Source organism: Anaeromyxobacter paludicola, from assembly GCF_023169965.1.
GTDB classification, from domain to species: Bacteria; Myxococcota; Myxococcia; order Myxococcales; family Anaeromyxobacteraceae; genus Anaeromyxobacter_B; species Anaeromyxobacter_B paludicola.
Genome location: NZ_AP025592.1, coordinates 3,518,154 through 3,532,782 on the forward strand (window position 1 = coordinate 3,518,154; position 14,629 = coordinate 3,532,782).

Sequence of the window (14,629 nt, forward strand, 5' to 3'; positions counted from 1 at the left end):
CGTGGTAGAACCCGCGCCATGCAGCCCTGGGAGACGGTGGATCGCGCGCGCGCGCCCGACGGGACGGAGCTCGTGCTCGCCCGGCGGGGGGAGGAGTGGGTGGTGCGGGCCGGCGGGCACGTGCTCATGTCGTCGCGCGTGCACGGCTCGGAGGAGGCGCTCGCCGCGCTGGCGCTGCGCCGGGTCGATCGCCCGCGGGCCGTGCTGCTCGGCGGGCTCGGCCTCGGCTTCACGCTGCGGGCGCTGCTCGACCGGCTGCCGCCGGACGCCAAGGTGGTGGTGACCGAGCTCTCCCCCGAGCTCGCCGGCTGGAACCGCGACCACGTCGCGCACCTCGCCGGCCGGCCGCTCGACGACGCCCGGGCGCGGCTGCAGGTCGGGGACGTGCTCGGCCGGATCGCCGAGGCGAAGGGGGCCTACGACGCCATCGTCCTCGACGTGGACAACGGCCCCTCCGCGCTCGCCCACGCCGGCAACCAGAAGCTCTACCTGCGCAAGGGCATCGAGGCCTGCCGCGACGCCCTGCGCGGCGGCGGCGTGCTGGCGGTCTGGTCGGCCGGGCCCGACGAGGCCTACCTGGCCCGGCTCACCCGCGCCGGCTTCGACGCCCGCGCCGAGGTGGTGCCGGCGCGCCAGGGCGGCGGACAGAAGCACGTGGTGTTCGTGGCCAAGAAGGCGGCCGGGCGGCCGGTCGCGCCCCGGGGCGGCGCGGGTGGCGCGCAGGCGCCGCGGCGTGCTACGAAGCGCCGGCCTTGATCCGCTTCGACTCCATCGCCAAGCAGCACGGCCACCAGATCCTGTTCCTCGAGGCCTCCGCCGTCGTCCAGCGCGGCGAGAAGGTGGGGCTCGTCGGCCCGAACGGCGCCGGCAAGTCCACGCTCTTCCGGCTGGTCACGCGCGAGGAGGAGCCCGACGAGGGCCAGGTCTCCATCGACCGCGGCGTCACCGTGGGCCACTTCAGCCAGGACGTGGGCGAGATGAAGGGGCGCTCCGCCGTGGCCGAGACCATGGACGGCGCCGGCCCGGTCTCCGCCGTCGCCGCCGAGCTGGCCGAGCTCGAGCACGCCCTCGCCGACCCGGCGCGGGCCGACGAGCTCGAGGCGCTGGTCGAGCGGTTCGGCCACGTGCAGGCCCGCTTCGACGAGCTCGGCGGCTACGGGCTCGAGGCGCGCGCCCGCGAGATCCTGGCCGGCCTCGGGTTCAGCGACGCCATGATGGACGGCGACGTCGGCGCGCTCTCCGGCGGCTGGAAGATGCGCGTCGCGCTGGCGCGCATCCTCCTCATGCGGCCGGACGCCATGCTGCTCGACGAGCCGACCAACCACCTCGACCTCGAGTCGATCATCTGGCTCGAGGAGTTCCTGAAGGGCTACCCGGGCGCGCTCCTCATGACCTCGCACGACCGCGAGTTCATGAACCGGATCATCTCGAAGGTGATCGAGATCGACGGCGGCGAGCTCAACAGCTACTCGGGCGACTACGACTTCTACGAGAAGGAGCGGGCGATCGCCGACGCCCACCAGCAGGCGCAGTTCGACCGGCAGCAGGCGATGCTCAAGAAGGAGCTGGCCTTCATCGAGCGCTTCAAGGCGCGGGCCTCCCACGCCGCCCAGGTGCAGAGCCGGGTGAAGAAGCTCGACAAGATCGAGAAGGTCGAGCCGCCCAAGGTGCGCAAGACGGTCGAGTTCGAGTTCCGCCAGGCGCCCCGCTCCGGCGAGGACGTGGCCAAGCTCGCCGGCGTCACCAAGGGCTACGGCGCGCGCAAGATCTACGAGGGCTTCGACTTCCTCGTCCGCCGGGGCGAGCGCTGGGCGGTGATGGGCGCGAACGGCGCCGGCAAGTCCACGCTCCTCAAGCTGGTGGCCGGCGAGTCGCAGCCCGACCAGGGCGCCGTCACGGTCGGCGCGAGCGTGAAGATGGGCTACTTCGCCCAGCACGCCATGGAGCTGCTCTCGCCGGAGAAGACGGTCTGGGAGACGCTCCAGGACGCCTTCCCCAAGTCGTCGATCGGCTCGCTGCGCACCCTCGCCGGCTGCTTCGGCTTCTCGGGCGACGAGATCGAGAAGCAGTGCCGGGTGCTCTCCGGCGGCGAGAAGGCGCGGCTGGTGCTGGCGCAGATGCTCTACGACCCGCCCAACTTCCTCGTGCTCGACGAGCCGACCAACCACCTCGACGCCGCCACGAAGGACATGCTGGTGCGGGCGCTCCAGGGCTACGAGGGGACGATGCTCTTCGTCTCCCACGACCGGCGCTTCCTCTCGGCGCTGTCGAACCGGGTGCTGGAGCTCACGCCGGAGGGGGCCATCCCCTACGGCGGCGGCTACCGCGAGTACGTGGCCCGCAGCGGCCACGAGGCGCCGGGGCTCCGGAGCGCGACGAAGCGGTCCTAGGGCTCGCGACCCTGGGCGCTCGCGCGCCGCAACCGGGGCGGCCGCGAGGGGTTGAATGCGGCAGGGGCCCGCTGCGTCCCTCTCGCAGCAGCCCCCCATCTCGAAGGGAGACGCCCCGTGAAGACCCTCGCCGCGAAGCTCGCCGCCGCCGCCCTCGTCGCTTCCCTCTCCGTCCCCGCCCTCGCCGCAGAGGTGGACGCGCGCCAGGAGAACCAGCAGCGCCGCATCGCCGAGGGGGTGGAGTCTGGCCAGCTCACGCCGCGGGAGACCGCGCGGCTGGAGCGCAAGGAGGCCAGGATCCGCCGTGAGATCCGGCGCGACCGGGCCCAGAACGGCGGGAAGCTCACCCCGGCCGAGAAGGCCAGGATCAACCGCGAGGAGAACCGCACCTCGCGCCAGATCTACCGCGCGAAGCACAACGGCAACCGCACGTAGGGCGCGGTAGCCCGGTGCGCTACGGGGCCGGCGCGCCGGCCCCGACGCCCCCGCCGCGCTCCACCCCCCGCGCGCCGCGCACCGCCCCCCGGGCGAGCGCGGCCACGTCCTCGAGCCCCATCGCCGCCGCGATCCCGGCGAGCCGGGCCGCCGCCTCGGGGTCCCCCGCCGCCGCGAGGAGGTCCACCGCCACCGCGGTGAGCGGCCGCGGCGCCGGGGCCCGCTCCCGCCAGGCGCCGAAGACCGAGGCCACCGGGTCGCCGGTGAGGAGCCGCTCCTGCCACTCGCGCGGGAGCTGCCGGGCGGCGTCGAGCAGGATGGCCGGGGAGACGAAGGCGCTGCCGCGCGGGGAGGAGCAGGCCACGAGCTCGCCCGTCCCGAGCAGCCCCTCGATGCCGGAGCGGCGGAACTCGGGCAGCCCGGCCACCGGCACGCTGAGCCGCGGGCGGTTCGCCGCGCAGACGTAGAGGACCCACGCGAGCGCGCCCTGCCGCTCGATCGAGGCGGCCACCTCGGGCCGCTCGGCGCGGAACCGCGAGGAGACGTTCACGAACGCGTGGACGAAGCGCGTCCAGGCCGGGTCCGGCGCGTGCTGCGCCGTCGCGGGATCGGTGCCGCCGGGGAGGTCGACGAGGGGCATGGGGGCTCGGGAGCCCTGGACGGTGGACACGCCCCCGTCCCGCCGCGACTCCGCGCTTGGGGCGGCACACTTCCGGGAGGGAGCCCGCGCCGCCCCGCTACTCCGCCTCGAGCACCGCCCCGCTGGCCGCGTTGGTGACCTGCGCCGCGTAGCGGCGCAGCCACTTCGACCGGACCTCCCGCTTCCTCGGCTGGAACGCGGCGCGCCGTCGCGCCAGCTCGGCCTCGTCCACGCCGAGGACGAGCACCCGCTCCTCCACGTCGATGGTGATGGGGTCGCCGTCCACCACGAGGGCGATGGCGCCGCCCTCCGCCGCCTCGGGCGAGACGTGGCCCACGCAGGCGCCGCGGGTGGCGCCGGAGAAGCGGCCGTCGGTGACGAGCCCCACGCTCTCCCCGAGCCCCATGCCCATGATGAGGCTGGTGGGCGAGAGCATCTCCTGCATGCCCGGCCCGCCCTTCGGCCCCTCGTAGCGGATCACCACCACCGAGCCGGGCGTCACCTTGCCGGCCATGATCCCGGCCACGGCGTCGTCCTGCGAGTCGAAGCAGACCGCCTTGCCGGTGAAGCGGCGCATCGAGGGCTGGATGCCGGCGGTCTTCACCACCGCGCCGTCCTCGGCCAGGTTGCCGAAGAGCACCGCCAGCCCGCCCACGTCGGAGTACGCGTTCTCGAGGGAGTGGATCACCTCGGGGTTCTTGATGCGCGCCCCGGCGATCCGCTCGCCCACGGTCTCGCCGGTGACGGTGAGGGCCCCGGTGCGGACCACGTCGCCGCGGCGCGCCACCTCGGCCAGCACCGCCGGCACGCCGCCGGCGTCGTGGACGTCCTCGATGTGCACCGTCGAGAGCGAGGGGGCGATCTTGGCGATGTGGGCCACCTTGCGGGCCACCTGGTCGATCTGCCGGAGGTCGAGCGCGACGCCCGCCTCGCGCGCGATGGCGAGCATGTGGAGCACGGTGTTGGTGGAGCCGCCCATCGCCATGTCCACCACGAAGGCGTTGTGGACCGCGTCGTCGTTCAGGATGCGCCGGAAGCGGAACCGCTCGTCGAGGGCGATCTCCACCACCCGCCGCGCGGCGCGCCGCACCAGCGCCTCGCGCTCCGGGGTGAGCGCCGGGGCGGTGCCGTTGCCGGGCAGGGCGATGCCCATGGCCTCGCAGAGCACGTTCATCGAGTTGGCGGTGAACATGCCGGAGCAGGAGCCGGCGCCGGGGCAGGCGCCGCACTCGATCTCGTAGAGCTCCTCGTCGGTCATCTGGCCGCGCGCCCGCATCCCGACCGCCTCGAAGGCGGTGGTGAGGTCGATGGCGGTGCCGTCCTTCTTCTTGCCGGCCTTCATCGGGCCGCCGGAGACGAACACGGTGGGCACGTCCACCCGCGCCGCGCCCATGATCATGCCGGGCACGATCTTGTCGCAGTTCGGGATGCAGAGGAGCGCGTCGAGGCTGTGGGCGTTCATCACCGTCTCGATGGAGTCGGCGATGAGCTCGCGGCTGGGCAGGCTGTAGCGCATGCCCTCGTGGCCCATGGCGATGCCGTCGTCCACGCCGATGGTGTTGAACTCGAAGGGGATGCCCCCGGCCTTGCGGATCTCCTCCTTGGCGATGCGCCCGTACTCGCGCAGGTGGATGTGCCCGGGGATGATGTCGATCTGGCTGTTGGCGATGCCGATGAAGGGCTTGCCGAAGTCGGCGTCGCCGAGCCCGGTGGCCCGGAGCAGGCTGCGGTGGGGGGCCCGCTCGAACCCCTTCTTGATCGTGTCGCTGCGCATCCGACATTCCTGACCCGCGGGGCGGGGGGATGTCAATCGACGCTCGCGGGGGCGCAGCCGCCTGCTCGCCCGGCAGGGGTCAGGCGTCGAAGCAGTCGCCCTTCTTCACGCTCAGCACGAAGAGCTGCGCGTCCTCGTCGCTGGCGCAGAACTGGCGGGCGTAGGCCTGCAGCTCGGCCTCGTCCTGATCGCGGGCGGCGCTCCGGACGAGCGCCTTGCGCATGCTGCGGCGCACCGCGCCCTCGTCGAGGTGGAACTCGAGGGCAAGCTCCTTGGAGATGGCGTTGAGCGCTTGTTTCATGCCTCCCTCCTTCTGCACGCTCCGGGCCGGCCCGGATCCGGCCGAAACGGTCGCATACGTCCCGCGTTTCAAGGGCTTGGCCTGGGGCAGATCCCCCACGGTTGGGCCATCTCGACCGGGCGCCTTCGCCACCCAGGCGAGGGGCGCTGCTACCCGGCGTCCGGGTCGGCGCGGCCCCCGTCGGACCGGACGGCCGCATCCGGGCCGGGGGCGCGCGGCGAGCGCGTCCAGGGCGGCCTGGAAGCTCGGGCCGGCCATGCCGGGGAGGAGGAGCCCGCGCCCACGCGCCGGCCGCAAGCTGGACGGTCGCTCGATCCGACGGTTAGATCCCGGGGGTGAGCCAGGCAGAGACCCTTCCGGAGGGGAGCCCGGCGGCGCCGGAGCCGCCCTCGCCGCCGCCGCTGTACGTGAACCGCGAGCTCAGCCTGCTCCGCTTCCAGCACCGGGTGTTCGAGGAGGCGCGCGATCCGCAGAACCCGCTGCTCGAGCGGGTGAAGTTCCTCGCCATCGTCGCCTCCAACCTCGACGAGCTCTTCATGATCCGGGTGGCCGGGCTGAAGCAGCAGCTCGCCGCCGGCTTCGCCGAGCCGACTGCCGACGGGCTCACCCCGGCGCAGCAGCTGGCCGAGATCCGGCGCGAGGCGCTGGCGCTCGGGCGGGCGATGAGCGACTGCCTGCACAACGAGCTCGTGCCGCAGCTCGCCCAGGCCGGCATCCAGCTCCTCGACTACCCCGCGCTCACCGAGAAGGAGGCGGCGCAGGCCCGCGCCTACTTCGAGGAGATGGTCTTCCCGGTGCTGACGCCGCTGGCCTTCGACCCGGGCCGGCCGTTCCCGCACATCTCCAACCTGAGCCTCAACCTGGCGGTGCTGGTGGCCGGGCCCGACGGCGAGGAGCGGTTCGCCCGGATCAAGGTCCCGGACACGCTCCCGCGGCTCGTGCCGGTGAGCCGCGGCTCGGCGATGCTCAAGATGGACGGCGCGACCCCGCACCACCAGGGCTTCGTCTGGCTGGAGCAGCTCATCGCCGCCAACGCCGAGCGGCTCTTCCCGGGCATCAAGGTGCTCGAGGTCCACCCGTTCCACGTCACCCGCAGCGCCGAGATCGCGCTGCAGGAGATGGAGGCGGCCGACCTGCGCGAGACGGTCCAGCAGAGCGTGCGGGACCGGCGCTTCGGCTCGGTGGTGCGGCTCGAGGTGACGCCCTCCACCCCGGCGCGGCTGCGGGAGCTGCTCGCCGACAACCTGGAGATCGGCCCGCACGACATCTACGCCGTCGATCCGCCCCTGGCGCTCTCCGGGCTCTCGGCCCTCGGCGGGGTGGATCGGCCGGACCTCAAGTTCCCCTCCTTCGTCCCCGGCACGCCGCCCCGGCTGCAGGGGCTCGAGGACGAGGACCTCTTCGCGGCCATCCGCCGGCAGGACGTGCTGCTGCACCACCCCTTCGACAGCTTCGACCCGGTGGTCGAGCTCCTGCGGCAGGCGGCCCGCGATCCGAACGTGGTCGCCATCAAGCAGACGCTCTACCGGGTGGGGCGCAACTCGCCGGTGGTCGAGGCGCTGCTCGAGGCGAGCCAGAACAAGAAGCAGGTCGCGGTGCTGGTGGAGGTGAAGGCCCGCTTCGACGAGGAGAGCAACCTCGGGTGGGCGCGCGCGCTCGAGGGCGAGGGCGTGCACGTCATCTACGGCCTCCTCGGCTTCAAGACCCACTCCAAGATCGCCCTCGTCATCCGGCGCGAGGGCGGGCGCCTCGTGCGCTACGTCCACCTCTCGACCGGCAACTACAACGCGGTCACGGCGCAGCTCTACACCGACCTCGGGCTGTTCACCGCCGACGAGCGGATCGGCGAGGACGCGACCGAGCTCTTCAACTACCTGACCGGCTACTCGCGCCAGCACGACTGGCGCCGGCTGCTGGTCGCGCCGGTGAACCTGCGCGAGCGGCTCACCGCGCTCATCCAGCGCGAGATCGGCCACGCGCGGGCGGGGCGCGAGGCGCGGCTCATCTTCAAGATGAACGCGCTCGTGGACCGGGAGATGATCGACCTCCTCGTCGCGGCGAGCCGGGCCGGCGTGCGGGTGGACCTGCTCGTGCGCGGCATCTGCTGCCTGCGCCCGGGCGTGCCGGGGGTGAGCGAGCGGATCCGCGTGGTCAGCATCGTGGGCCGCTTCCTCGAGCACAGCCGCGCCTACTGGTTCCAGAACGGCGGGCAGGAGGAGGTCTACCTGGGGAGCGCCGACCTCATGCCGCGCAACCTCGACCGGCGCGTGGAGGTCCTCTTCCCGGTGATCGACCCGGGGCTGGTGCGGCAGGTCCGGGACGGCATCCTCGAGACCTACCTGCGCGACAACGCGCGGGCCCGCCAGATGCGGCCCGACGCGAGCTACGAGCGGCTCGCGCCGGCGCCGGGGGAGCCGCGGGTGGACAGCCAGGCCGCGCTCATCGCCGCCCGGACCCTGCGCACCGCGCCCCCCGACCCCGCCACCGCGGCCACGCGCCGGCCGCTCGCCGCGGCGGTGCCGCTCACGCTGCCGCCGCGGACGTAGCATCGGTCCCGCCTCGCGTCGCGCCCCCTCCCTGTCCCTCCCCCGCTCCGCGGGAGAGGGGAGGAGGTCACCTCGCGGCGCGCTGCCCCGTGGCGCCTCGCTGCACTCCCCCGCTCCGCGGGAGAGGGGAGGAGGTCACCTCGCGGCGCGCCGCCCCGGAGCGCCTCGCTGCACTCCCTCCCCGCTCGGGCGGGGAGGGCAGGGGAGGGGCGGCCAGCAGGCGCAGCGCTGCCGGCGTGACCTTCCGCTCCGGTTCTGGGAAGCTGCTCCCGGCGCGCCACCCGGCGGCGCCCGGGGGACACCCACGGTGAACGGAAAGGCGGCCCGCGTGCTCTGGATCCTCCTCTGGGCGCTCGTCTGCGTCGTCGGCGGGCTCGGGCTCCTGGTCTCGGTGCAGGGGCTCCGCTTCGAGCGGCGGGTGGCCCGCGAGGCCCGCGCGCTCTGGGCCGCGCCGGGCGCCGCGGGCGCGCCGGCGCTCACCCCGCTCGAGGCGCTGCCGCCGCCGGTGCGGCGCTACCTGGAGGTCTCGGGCGCCGCGTCGCGCGCGCCCCTCCGCGGCGTGCGGCTGCGCCACGGCGGCACCTTCCGCCCGGGCGGCGAGGCCTGGCTGCCGATCTCCGGCGTGCAGTACTTCTCGGCCGACGCGCCCGGCTTCGTCTGGTGGGGCCGGGTCCGGGTGGCGCCGGGGATCTCCGTCGGCGCCCGCGATCGCTCGGTGGGCGGCGAGGGGAACATGCACGTCCTCGTCTCCTCCACCTTCACCCTGCAGGACGCCCGCGGCCCGACGCTCGACCAGGGCGCCCTGCTCCGGCTCCTCGGCGAGCTGGTCTGGCTCCCGACGGCGCTGCGCGACGCCCGCTACGTCCGCTGGGAACCGCTCGACGCGGCGAGCGCCCGCGCCACGCTCGGCGTCGGGGGGCGCACCGTCACGGCCACCTTCCACTTCGGGCCCGACGGGCTGCCGGCGCGCTTCACCGCCGAGCGCTACCGCGACGTGAAGGGCGAGGGCGTCCTCACCCCCTTCGTCGGCGCCTGCGCCGACTACCGCGAGGTGGACGGGCTGAAGGTGCCCTTCCGGATGGAGGCGGCCTGGATCGTGGACGGCCGCGAGCGCCCCTACGCGCGCTTCCAGGTGGAGCAGCTCGAGCTCGATCCGGCCGGGCCGTTCTGAGCGGCGCCGCTCCGAGCCCGTGAAGGAGAGGACCTCCCTCCCAGGCGCTCAGGGCGGGGCGGCGCCGGCCGGCCCGGGGCGCACCAGCGCCTCGCGCGCCTCGCGGCGCGTCTCGAGCAGCTCGCGCACCACGATCTGCGCCGCGGCCGCCGCCGGCACGGCGACGATCGCCCCCATCACCCCCATCAGCTCGGCGAGGAACAGGATGGCGAGCAGCGTGATGAGCGGGTTCACGTGGACCGTGCGCCGGAAGACCAGCGGCGCGAGGACGTTCCCCTCGAGCTGTCCATAAAGCACGAAGTACGCGGCGACCGCGAGCGCCTTCCAGGCGCCGGCGGTCGCGAGGGCGACGAGGGTGATGGTCGCGCCGGCCACCAGCGGCCCGGCGTACGGCACGAGGCTGGAGGTGCCGCTCAGGATGCCGAGCGGCAGGAAGAACGGCAGGCCGGCGATGGCGAGCGCGGTGGTGGTGAGCGTGGCGTTGACGGCGCAGATGCCGGCGAGCCCCCCCAGGTACCCGCCGATGGCCCGGTAGATCTTGTCCGAGATGCGCCGGTAGCGCTCCCGGTCCTCCGCGGGCGTGGTGTCGAGCGCCGCCGCGACCAGGTCGCGCCCGAACACCAGCATGAAGACCGCGAGGAAGATGAAGGCGAGCAGCCCGCCCGCCGCCGAGACCACGCCGCCGATGGCCGTCAGCACCGGCGAGACCGCGCCGCTCGCCGAGCTCCCGGCCTTCTCGAGCTGGCTGCGGAAGTCGAGCTGACGGTCGAGCGCGGAGAAGGCCGGCGTGTGCTGCAGCTTGCGCCACAGCTCCGGCGCCTGATCCACGAAGGCGCGCCCCTGGCTCACCACGGGGGGGACGAGGAGCAGCAGCAGCCCGGCGAAGACCAGGAGGACGGCCGCCAGCACCACCGCGATGGCGAGGCCGCGCCGCAGCCGTCTCCGCTCCAGGGCGCGGACGGCGTGGTCGAGCGCGACCGCGACGAGGGCGCTCCCGAGCGTGAGCATGAGCGAGACGCGGGTGCGCAGGAGGAACAGCACCAGCGCCCCCATGAGCAGCACCGCGAAGCAGACGGTGAAGGCGGTCCGCAGCGAGACCTGCGAGCGCCGGCGAGGGGGCGGGGCTTCGGGCGACAGGGCGCACCTCCGCCCGGCGGCGGGGGCTGCGGCCGGGCATCGCTCAACTAGCGCCGCCGCGGGCGGCCCGCAACCCGGCGAGCGCGATGCTTGGCGCTCGCCGCGGCGGCGGGAGGGGAGCTCTTCAAGGCTCTTCAGTGGCGGCGCGACGGGCGGCCGTGGTGGCCGAAGGCGAGCCGCTCGCCGAGGTGGAGGCCGTGCAGGTGCTCGGCGAGCCGGCGCAGCCGCTCGGCGATGGCCCGCCGCCCCGAGTAGAGCTGGCAGGCGGCCGCCGCGCCGACGCCGAGGAGCGCGAGCGGGCCGGCCTCGCCCGTGCCGACCAGGCTGGCGCCCGGCTCTGCGGCGGCCGTCGGCAGCGCGAGGACGGCGAGGAGGGCGGTGAGGATCCAGAGGAGCTTGTTCACGCGAGACCTCGTACTCGGGGGTGGCGTGTGGGTGAACCGCCGCCCGAGGGGGACCCTTTCCCCACGACCCATCTGAGGGACGCGCTGCGGGCCCGCGGAGAGAGTCCCATCGTACGCGGGTGGATCCCGGGGGCCGGACCGCGCCAGGCTCGCTCGCGGGCATCCTGGCGGCGCGCCGGGACGCCATCCTCGAGGCCTGGGCCGAGCGGGCGTCCGCCAGCCTCGGCGAGCAGCTCCCCCGGCCGGCGCTCATCGACAACATGCCGCGCTTCCTCGAGGGGCTCGAGCGCGCCCTCCGCGGCGAGCCATGCGACGCGGCGGCGCAGGCGTCCAGCACCCACGGCGCGGAGCGGCAGCAGGTGGGGGTGTCGCTGGAGCAGATCCTGCGGGAGTACTGGCTGCTCCGGCAGGTGCTCTACGCCGAGCTGGAGCGGGCAGGGGGCGCGGTCCGGCTGGACGAGCTGCGGATCCTCTCGGACGTGGTGGACGGCGGCGTCGCGGTGGCGGTGAGCCGGTACGTGCGCGAGCGGGACGCGGCGCTGGCGCAGCGGGAGCGGGAGTCGGCCCGGGCGGCGCGGCTGCTCGAGCTGGGCGACGCCTTCCTCGAGCTCGACCGCGACTTCCGCATCCTGCGCGTGAACGCGAACCAGGAGCGGCTCTCGCGGAAGCCCCGCTCGCAGACGGTGGGGCGGCGCTTCCACGAGGTCTGGCCGGAGCTCGTGGACCCGCCCTCCCGCTACCTGCGCGAGTACGAGCGCGCCATGCGCGACCGGGTGCCGGTCCAGTTCGAGGAGTTCTTCGCGCCGCTCCGGATGTGGACCGAGGTGACGGCGTACCCGGTGGACGGCGCCGGCCTCGCCGTCTTCTTCCGCGACGTCACCGAGCGCAAGGAGACCGAGGGGCGGCTCGAGCAGGCCCGGCGCTTCGCCCAGCAGCTGCTCGGGATCGTCTCCCACGACCTGCGCAATCCCCTGAGCGCCGTGCAGCTCGGGGCCAAGTCGCTGCTCCGGCGCGAGGACCTCGGCGACGCGGCCACCGCCGTGGTGGCGCGCATCATCTCCGCCGCGGAGCGGGCCACGCGGATGATCGCCGACCTGCTCGACCTCACCCAGGCGCGCCTCGGCGAGGGGATCGCGGTGCATCCGCGGCGCATCGATCTCGGGGAGCTCGCGGAGGAGATGCTGCGCGAGCTCTCGGTCGCCTACCCCGATCGGCCGGTCGAGCTCCGCCGCGAGGGCGACCTCGCGGGCGAGTGGGATCCCGACCGGCTGAGCCAGGTGCTCGGGAACCTCGTCACCAACGCCTTCAAGTACGGCGACGCGGCGGCGCCGGTGGTGATCACGCTGCGCGGGGAGGAGCGCCAGGTCTGCTGCGAGGTCCGCAACCGGGGGCCGCCCATCTCGGCGGAGCTCCTGCCCAGGCTCTTCGAGCCGCTCCACCGCGGCCCCTCGCTCGAGCGGGCGGGCCGCAGCATCGGGCTCGGCCTGTTCATCGTGAGGGAGATCCTGCGCGCGCACGGCGGCCACATCGAGGTCGCGTCGGGCGCCGAGGAGGGCACCGCCTTCTCGTTCTGCCTGCCGCGCGGCGGGTGAGCGCCTGCCGCGCGCCGGGCGCCCGTGGGCCCGCTCAGGCCGGGCGGCCCAGCGGGCCCGCCTCCGCCGCCGGCTCCTCCGGGGCCGCCGGGAGCAGGAGCGTCATGGTGGTGCCCACGCCGAGCGTGCTCGCCGGGACGAGGCTGCCGCCGTGCGCCTCGGCGATGCGACGGGTGAGCGAGAGCCCCAGCCCCACGCCGCCGGTGGCGCGCGCGCGGCTCTTGTCGCCCCGGAAGAAGGGGGTGCCGAGCCGGGGCAGGTCCTCGGGCGGGATCCCGTCGCCGGAGTCGATGACCTCGATGGCGACCCCGCTCCCCCGCCGCGACGCCCGCAGCGTGATGGGGGCGCCGGCGCGCGAGTACTTCCGGGCGTTGTCGAGCAGGTTGTCCACCGCGCGCCGCAGGAGCGGGCCGTCCCCGTCGATCCCCGGGAGCCCCGGCTCGACCTCGACCGCGAGCGGCCGCTCCGGGTGGCGCTGCCGCAGCCGCTCCGCCGCCTCGCCCACCACGCGGGCCACCTCCAGCCGCGCCCGGCGCAGGGGCGGCGCGCCGGTGAGGGCGCTGCTGCGCGAGAGGTCGAGGCGAGCGGCCGCGAGGATGTCGGTCACGAGCTGCTCGAGCTCGGAGAGGTCCTGGGCGATCTCGGCGAGCGACTCGCGCGCCACCGCCGGGTCGCCCGACTCCGCCAGGTCGAGCGCGACGCGGATCCGCGCCAGCGGGGTGCGCAGCTCGTGGGCCACGTTGGCCACGAGCTCGGTCTGCGAGCGGACGAGCTGCTCCACCCGGTCCGCCATGTCGTCGAAGGCGTGGGCCACGGCGCCGAGCTCGTCGCTGCGCGCGAGGCCGGTCCGGGCGCGCAGGTCGCCGGCGCCGAGCGCGTGGGCGGTCTGCGCGAGCCGCTCCATGGGCCGCGCCAGCGACCGGCCGAGCAGCGCCGCGGCGACCCCCAGCGCGACCAGCAGGAGCGCGAAGCCGAGCAGCTCGAGGGGCGGCTTCTGGGGGTGCGGGTGCGCGCTCTCCATCACGAGGTAGCCGGCCGGGCCGTCGTCGCCCGGCACCTCGAAGACGAGCTGGCAGCGGTCCGGCAGGCAGGGGCCGCCCCGCTCCACCAGCTCGGCCCGGCCGAGCGCCTCGCGCTCCCCGGCGGTGGGCGCCGGGAGCGGCGGCTGCCTCGTGGACGCGACCAGCGTGCCGTCCGGCAGCCAGGCGCTGATGGCGACCTGGAGCTGGATGGCGGCGGCGCCCACCTCGGCCGAGACCGCGTCCTGCGAGCCCCAGCGGACCGCGAGCTCCCCCGCCGTGAACCGGGCCACGTCGGCGAAGGGGCCGCCGTGGCGCGGCGGGCGCCAGAGGGCGCTCGCGACCGCGACGAGGGCGAGCACCACCGCGAGGAGCGCGGCGGCGGTCACGAGGTAGATGCGGATCGCGAGCCGCTGGCGGCCCCGCACCGGTCGGGCGCTCACGGGTCCCGACCCGCTCACGCCGGCTCCTCCGGGTCGGCCGCGAGCAGGTAACCCGCGCCGCGCACCGTCCGGAGCAGGCGGGGGTGGCGCGGGTCGTCCCCGAGCTTCTGCCGCAGCCGCGAGATGTGGGCGTCGATGGAGCGGTCGAAGGCCTCGTCGGCGCTCCCCTTGGTGAGGTCGAGGAGCTGCTCGCGGGTGAGCACGCGCCCGGCACGCTCGGCGAGGACGCGCAGGAGGACGAACTCGGAGGTGGTGAGCGCGAGCGGCCGGCCGCGGAGCGTGGCCCCGTAGTCGCGCGGCGAGAGCTCGAGCTCGCCCACCCGGAGCCGCTCCCGCGAGGGGCCGAGCGCGCCGCGGCCGCGCCGCACCAGGCCGCGCAGCCGGGCCAGGAGCTCGCGCGAGGAGAAGGGCTTCGGGAGGTAGTCGTCGGCGCCGGTCTCGAGCCCGAGCACGCGGTCGGCCTCCTCGCCGAGCGCGGTGAGCATGATCACCGGCACGGCGGCGCGGGCGCGCAGCTCGCGGCAGATCTCGATGCCGGAGAGGCCGGGCAGCATCACGTCGAGGATGACCACGTCGTGCCGCCCCTTGAGCGCCTCGACGAGCCCCTGCCGGCCGTCGCCGACCCAGGTCACCTGCAGCCCGTGCCCCTCGAGGTAGCGGGTGGTGAGTGAGGCGAGCCGCTCGTCGTCCTCGACGAAGAGCACGCGGAAGCTCTCGGGGTCCTGTCCGGTCACGCGGCGGATTCTAGCCGGGCCGGCCCCGGGCGGCGCTCCGCGA

13 protein-coding genes are annotated in these 14,629 nt (G+C 75.0%); 6 read left to right on the plus strand and 7 right to left on the minus strand.

Translation table 11 applies throughout. The annotated features are described in order from the left end of the window. Positions 1–18 precede the first annotated feature (18 nt). The 3 genes from AMPC_RS15810 to AMPC_RS15820 all read left to right on the plus strand — a co-directional run bounded on the left by AMPC_RS15810 (position 19) and on the right by AMPC_RS15820 (position 2,825). Entirely contained in the window at positions 19–756 is a 738-nt protein-coding gene (locus AMPC_RS15810; RefSeq protein ID WP_248342380.1) for a spermine/spermidine synthase domain-containing protein, read from the plus strand. Further along, on the plus strand, positions 753–2,390 hold the full coding sequence (locus tag AMPC_RS15815) for an ABC-F family ATP-binding cassette domain-containing protein (protein ID WP_248342381.1): 1,638 nt from the start codon (positions 753–755) through the stop codon (positions 2,388–2,390). Before AMPC_RS15810 ends, AMPC_RS15815 begins: the two co-directional genes overlap by 4 nt. A gap of 117 nt (positions 2,391–2,507) precedes the next feature. Then, positions 2,508–2,825: a hypothetical protein gene (locus AMPC_RS15820; protein WP_248342382.1), complete on the plus strand. Its 318-nt coding sequence runs from the start codon at positions 2,508–2,510 to the stop codon at positions 2,823–2,825. A 19-nt stretch (positions 2,826–2,844) separates the two neighbouring features. Here the strand turns inward: AMPC_RS15820 and AMPC_RS15825 are convergent, their stop codons facing one another. From AMPC_RS15825 to AMPC_RS15835, 3 genes are all read right to left on the minus strand, one after another. Further along, positions 2,845–3,465 carry a hypothetical protein gene (locus AMPC_RS15825; protein WP_248342383.1) on the minus strand — a complete coding sequence of 207 codons (621 nt, stop codon included), beginning with the start codon at positions 3,463–3,465 and terminating at the stop codon, positions 2,845–2,847. Positions 3,466–3,562: 97 nt separating this feature from the next. Further along, a complete protein-coding gene (gene ilvD / locus AMPC_RS15830) occupies positions 3,563–5,239 on the minus strand; it encodes a dihydroxy-acid dehydratase (protein WP_248342384.1) in 1,677 nt (558 codons plus the stop codon). A gap of 79 nt (positions 5,240–5,318) precedes the next feature. Further along, a complete protein-coding gene (locus AMPC_RS15835) occupies positions 5,319–5,540 on the minus strand; it encodes a hypothetical protein (protein ID WP_248342385.1) in 222 nt (73 codons plus the stop codon). Positions 5,541–5,875: 335 nt separating this feature from the next. Between AMPC_RS15835 and ppk1 the strand changes: the two genes are divergently transcribed. Together ppk1 and AMPC_RS15845 are read left to right on the plus strand one after the other, a co-directional pair. After that, positions 5,876–8,086 (plus strand): polyphosphate kinase 1, encoded by a 2,211-nt coding sequence (ppk1, locus tag AMPC_RS15840; RefSeq protein WP_248342386.1) that lies wholly within the window; start codon positions 5,876–5,878, stop codon positions 8,084–8,086. 328 nt (positions 8,087–8,414) lie between these two features. Continuing rightward, positions 8,415–9,257, plus strand: coding sequence for a DUF6544 family protein (locus AMPC_RS15845; protein ID WP_248342387.1), 843 nt, complete (start codon positions 8,415–8,417; stop codon positions 9,255–9,257). Positions 9,258–9,305: 48 nt separating this feature from the next. Here the strand turns inward: AMPC_RS15845 and AMPC_RS15850 are convergent, their stop codons facing one another. Both AMPC_RS15850 and AMPC_RS15855 read right to left on the minus strand, forming a co-directional pair. After that, positions 9,306–10,310 (minus strand): AI-2E family transporter, encoded by a 1,005-nt coding sequence (locus tag AMPC_RS15850; RefSeq protein ID WP_248346344.1) that lies wholly within the window; start codon positions 10,308–10,310, stop codon positions 9,306–9,308. Between the two features lie 218 nt (positions 10,311–10,528). Continuing rightward, positions 10,529–10,798: a hypothetical protein gene (locus AMPC_RS15855; protein WP_248342388.1), complete on the minus strand. Its 270-nt coding sequence runs from the start codon at positions 10,796–10,798 to the stop codon at positions 10,529–10,531. 119 nt (positions 10,799–10,917) lie between these two features. Between AMPC_RS15855 and AMPC_RS15860 the strand changes: the two genes are divergently transcribed. Beyond that, positions 10,918–12,390, plus strand: coding sequence for a sensor histidine kinase (locus AMPC_RS15860; RefSeq protein ID WP_248342389.1), 1,473 nt, complete (start codon positions 10,918–10,920; stop codon positions 12,388–12,390). A 34-nt stretch (positions 12,391–12,424) separates the two neighbouring features. On the opposite strand, the gene AMPC_RS15865 is transcribed toward AMPC_RS15860, so the two are convergent. Then, entirely contained in the window at positions 12,425–13,852 is a 1,428-nt protein-coding gene (locus AMPC_RS15865) for a sensor histidine kinase (protein WP_248342390.1), read from the minus strand. 14 nt (positions 13,853–13,866) lie between these two features. Beyond that, positions 13,867–14,586, minus strand: coding sequence for a response regulator transcription factor (locus AMPC_RS15870; RefSeq protein WP_248342391.1), 720 nt, complete (start codon positions 14,584–14,586; stop codon positions 13,867–13,869). Positions 14,587–14,629 lie beyond the last annotated feature (43 nt).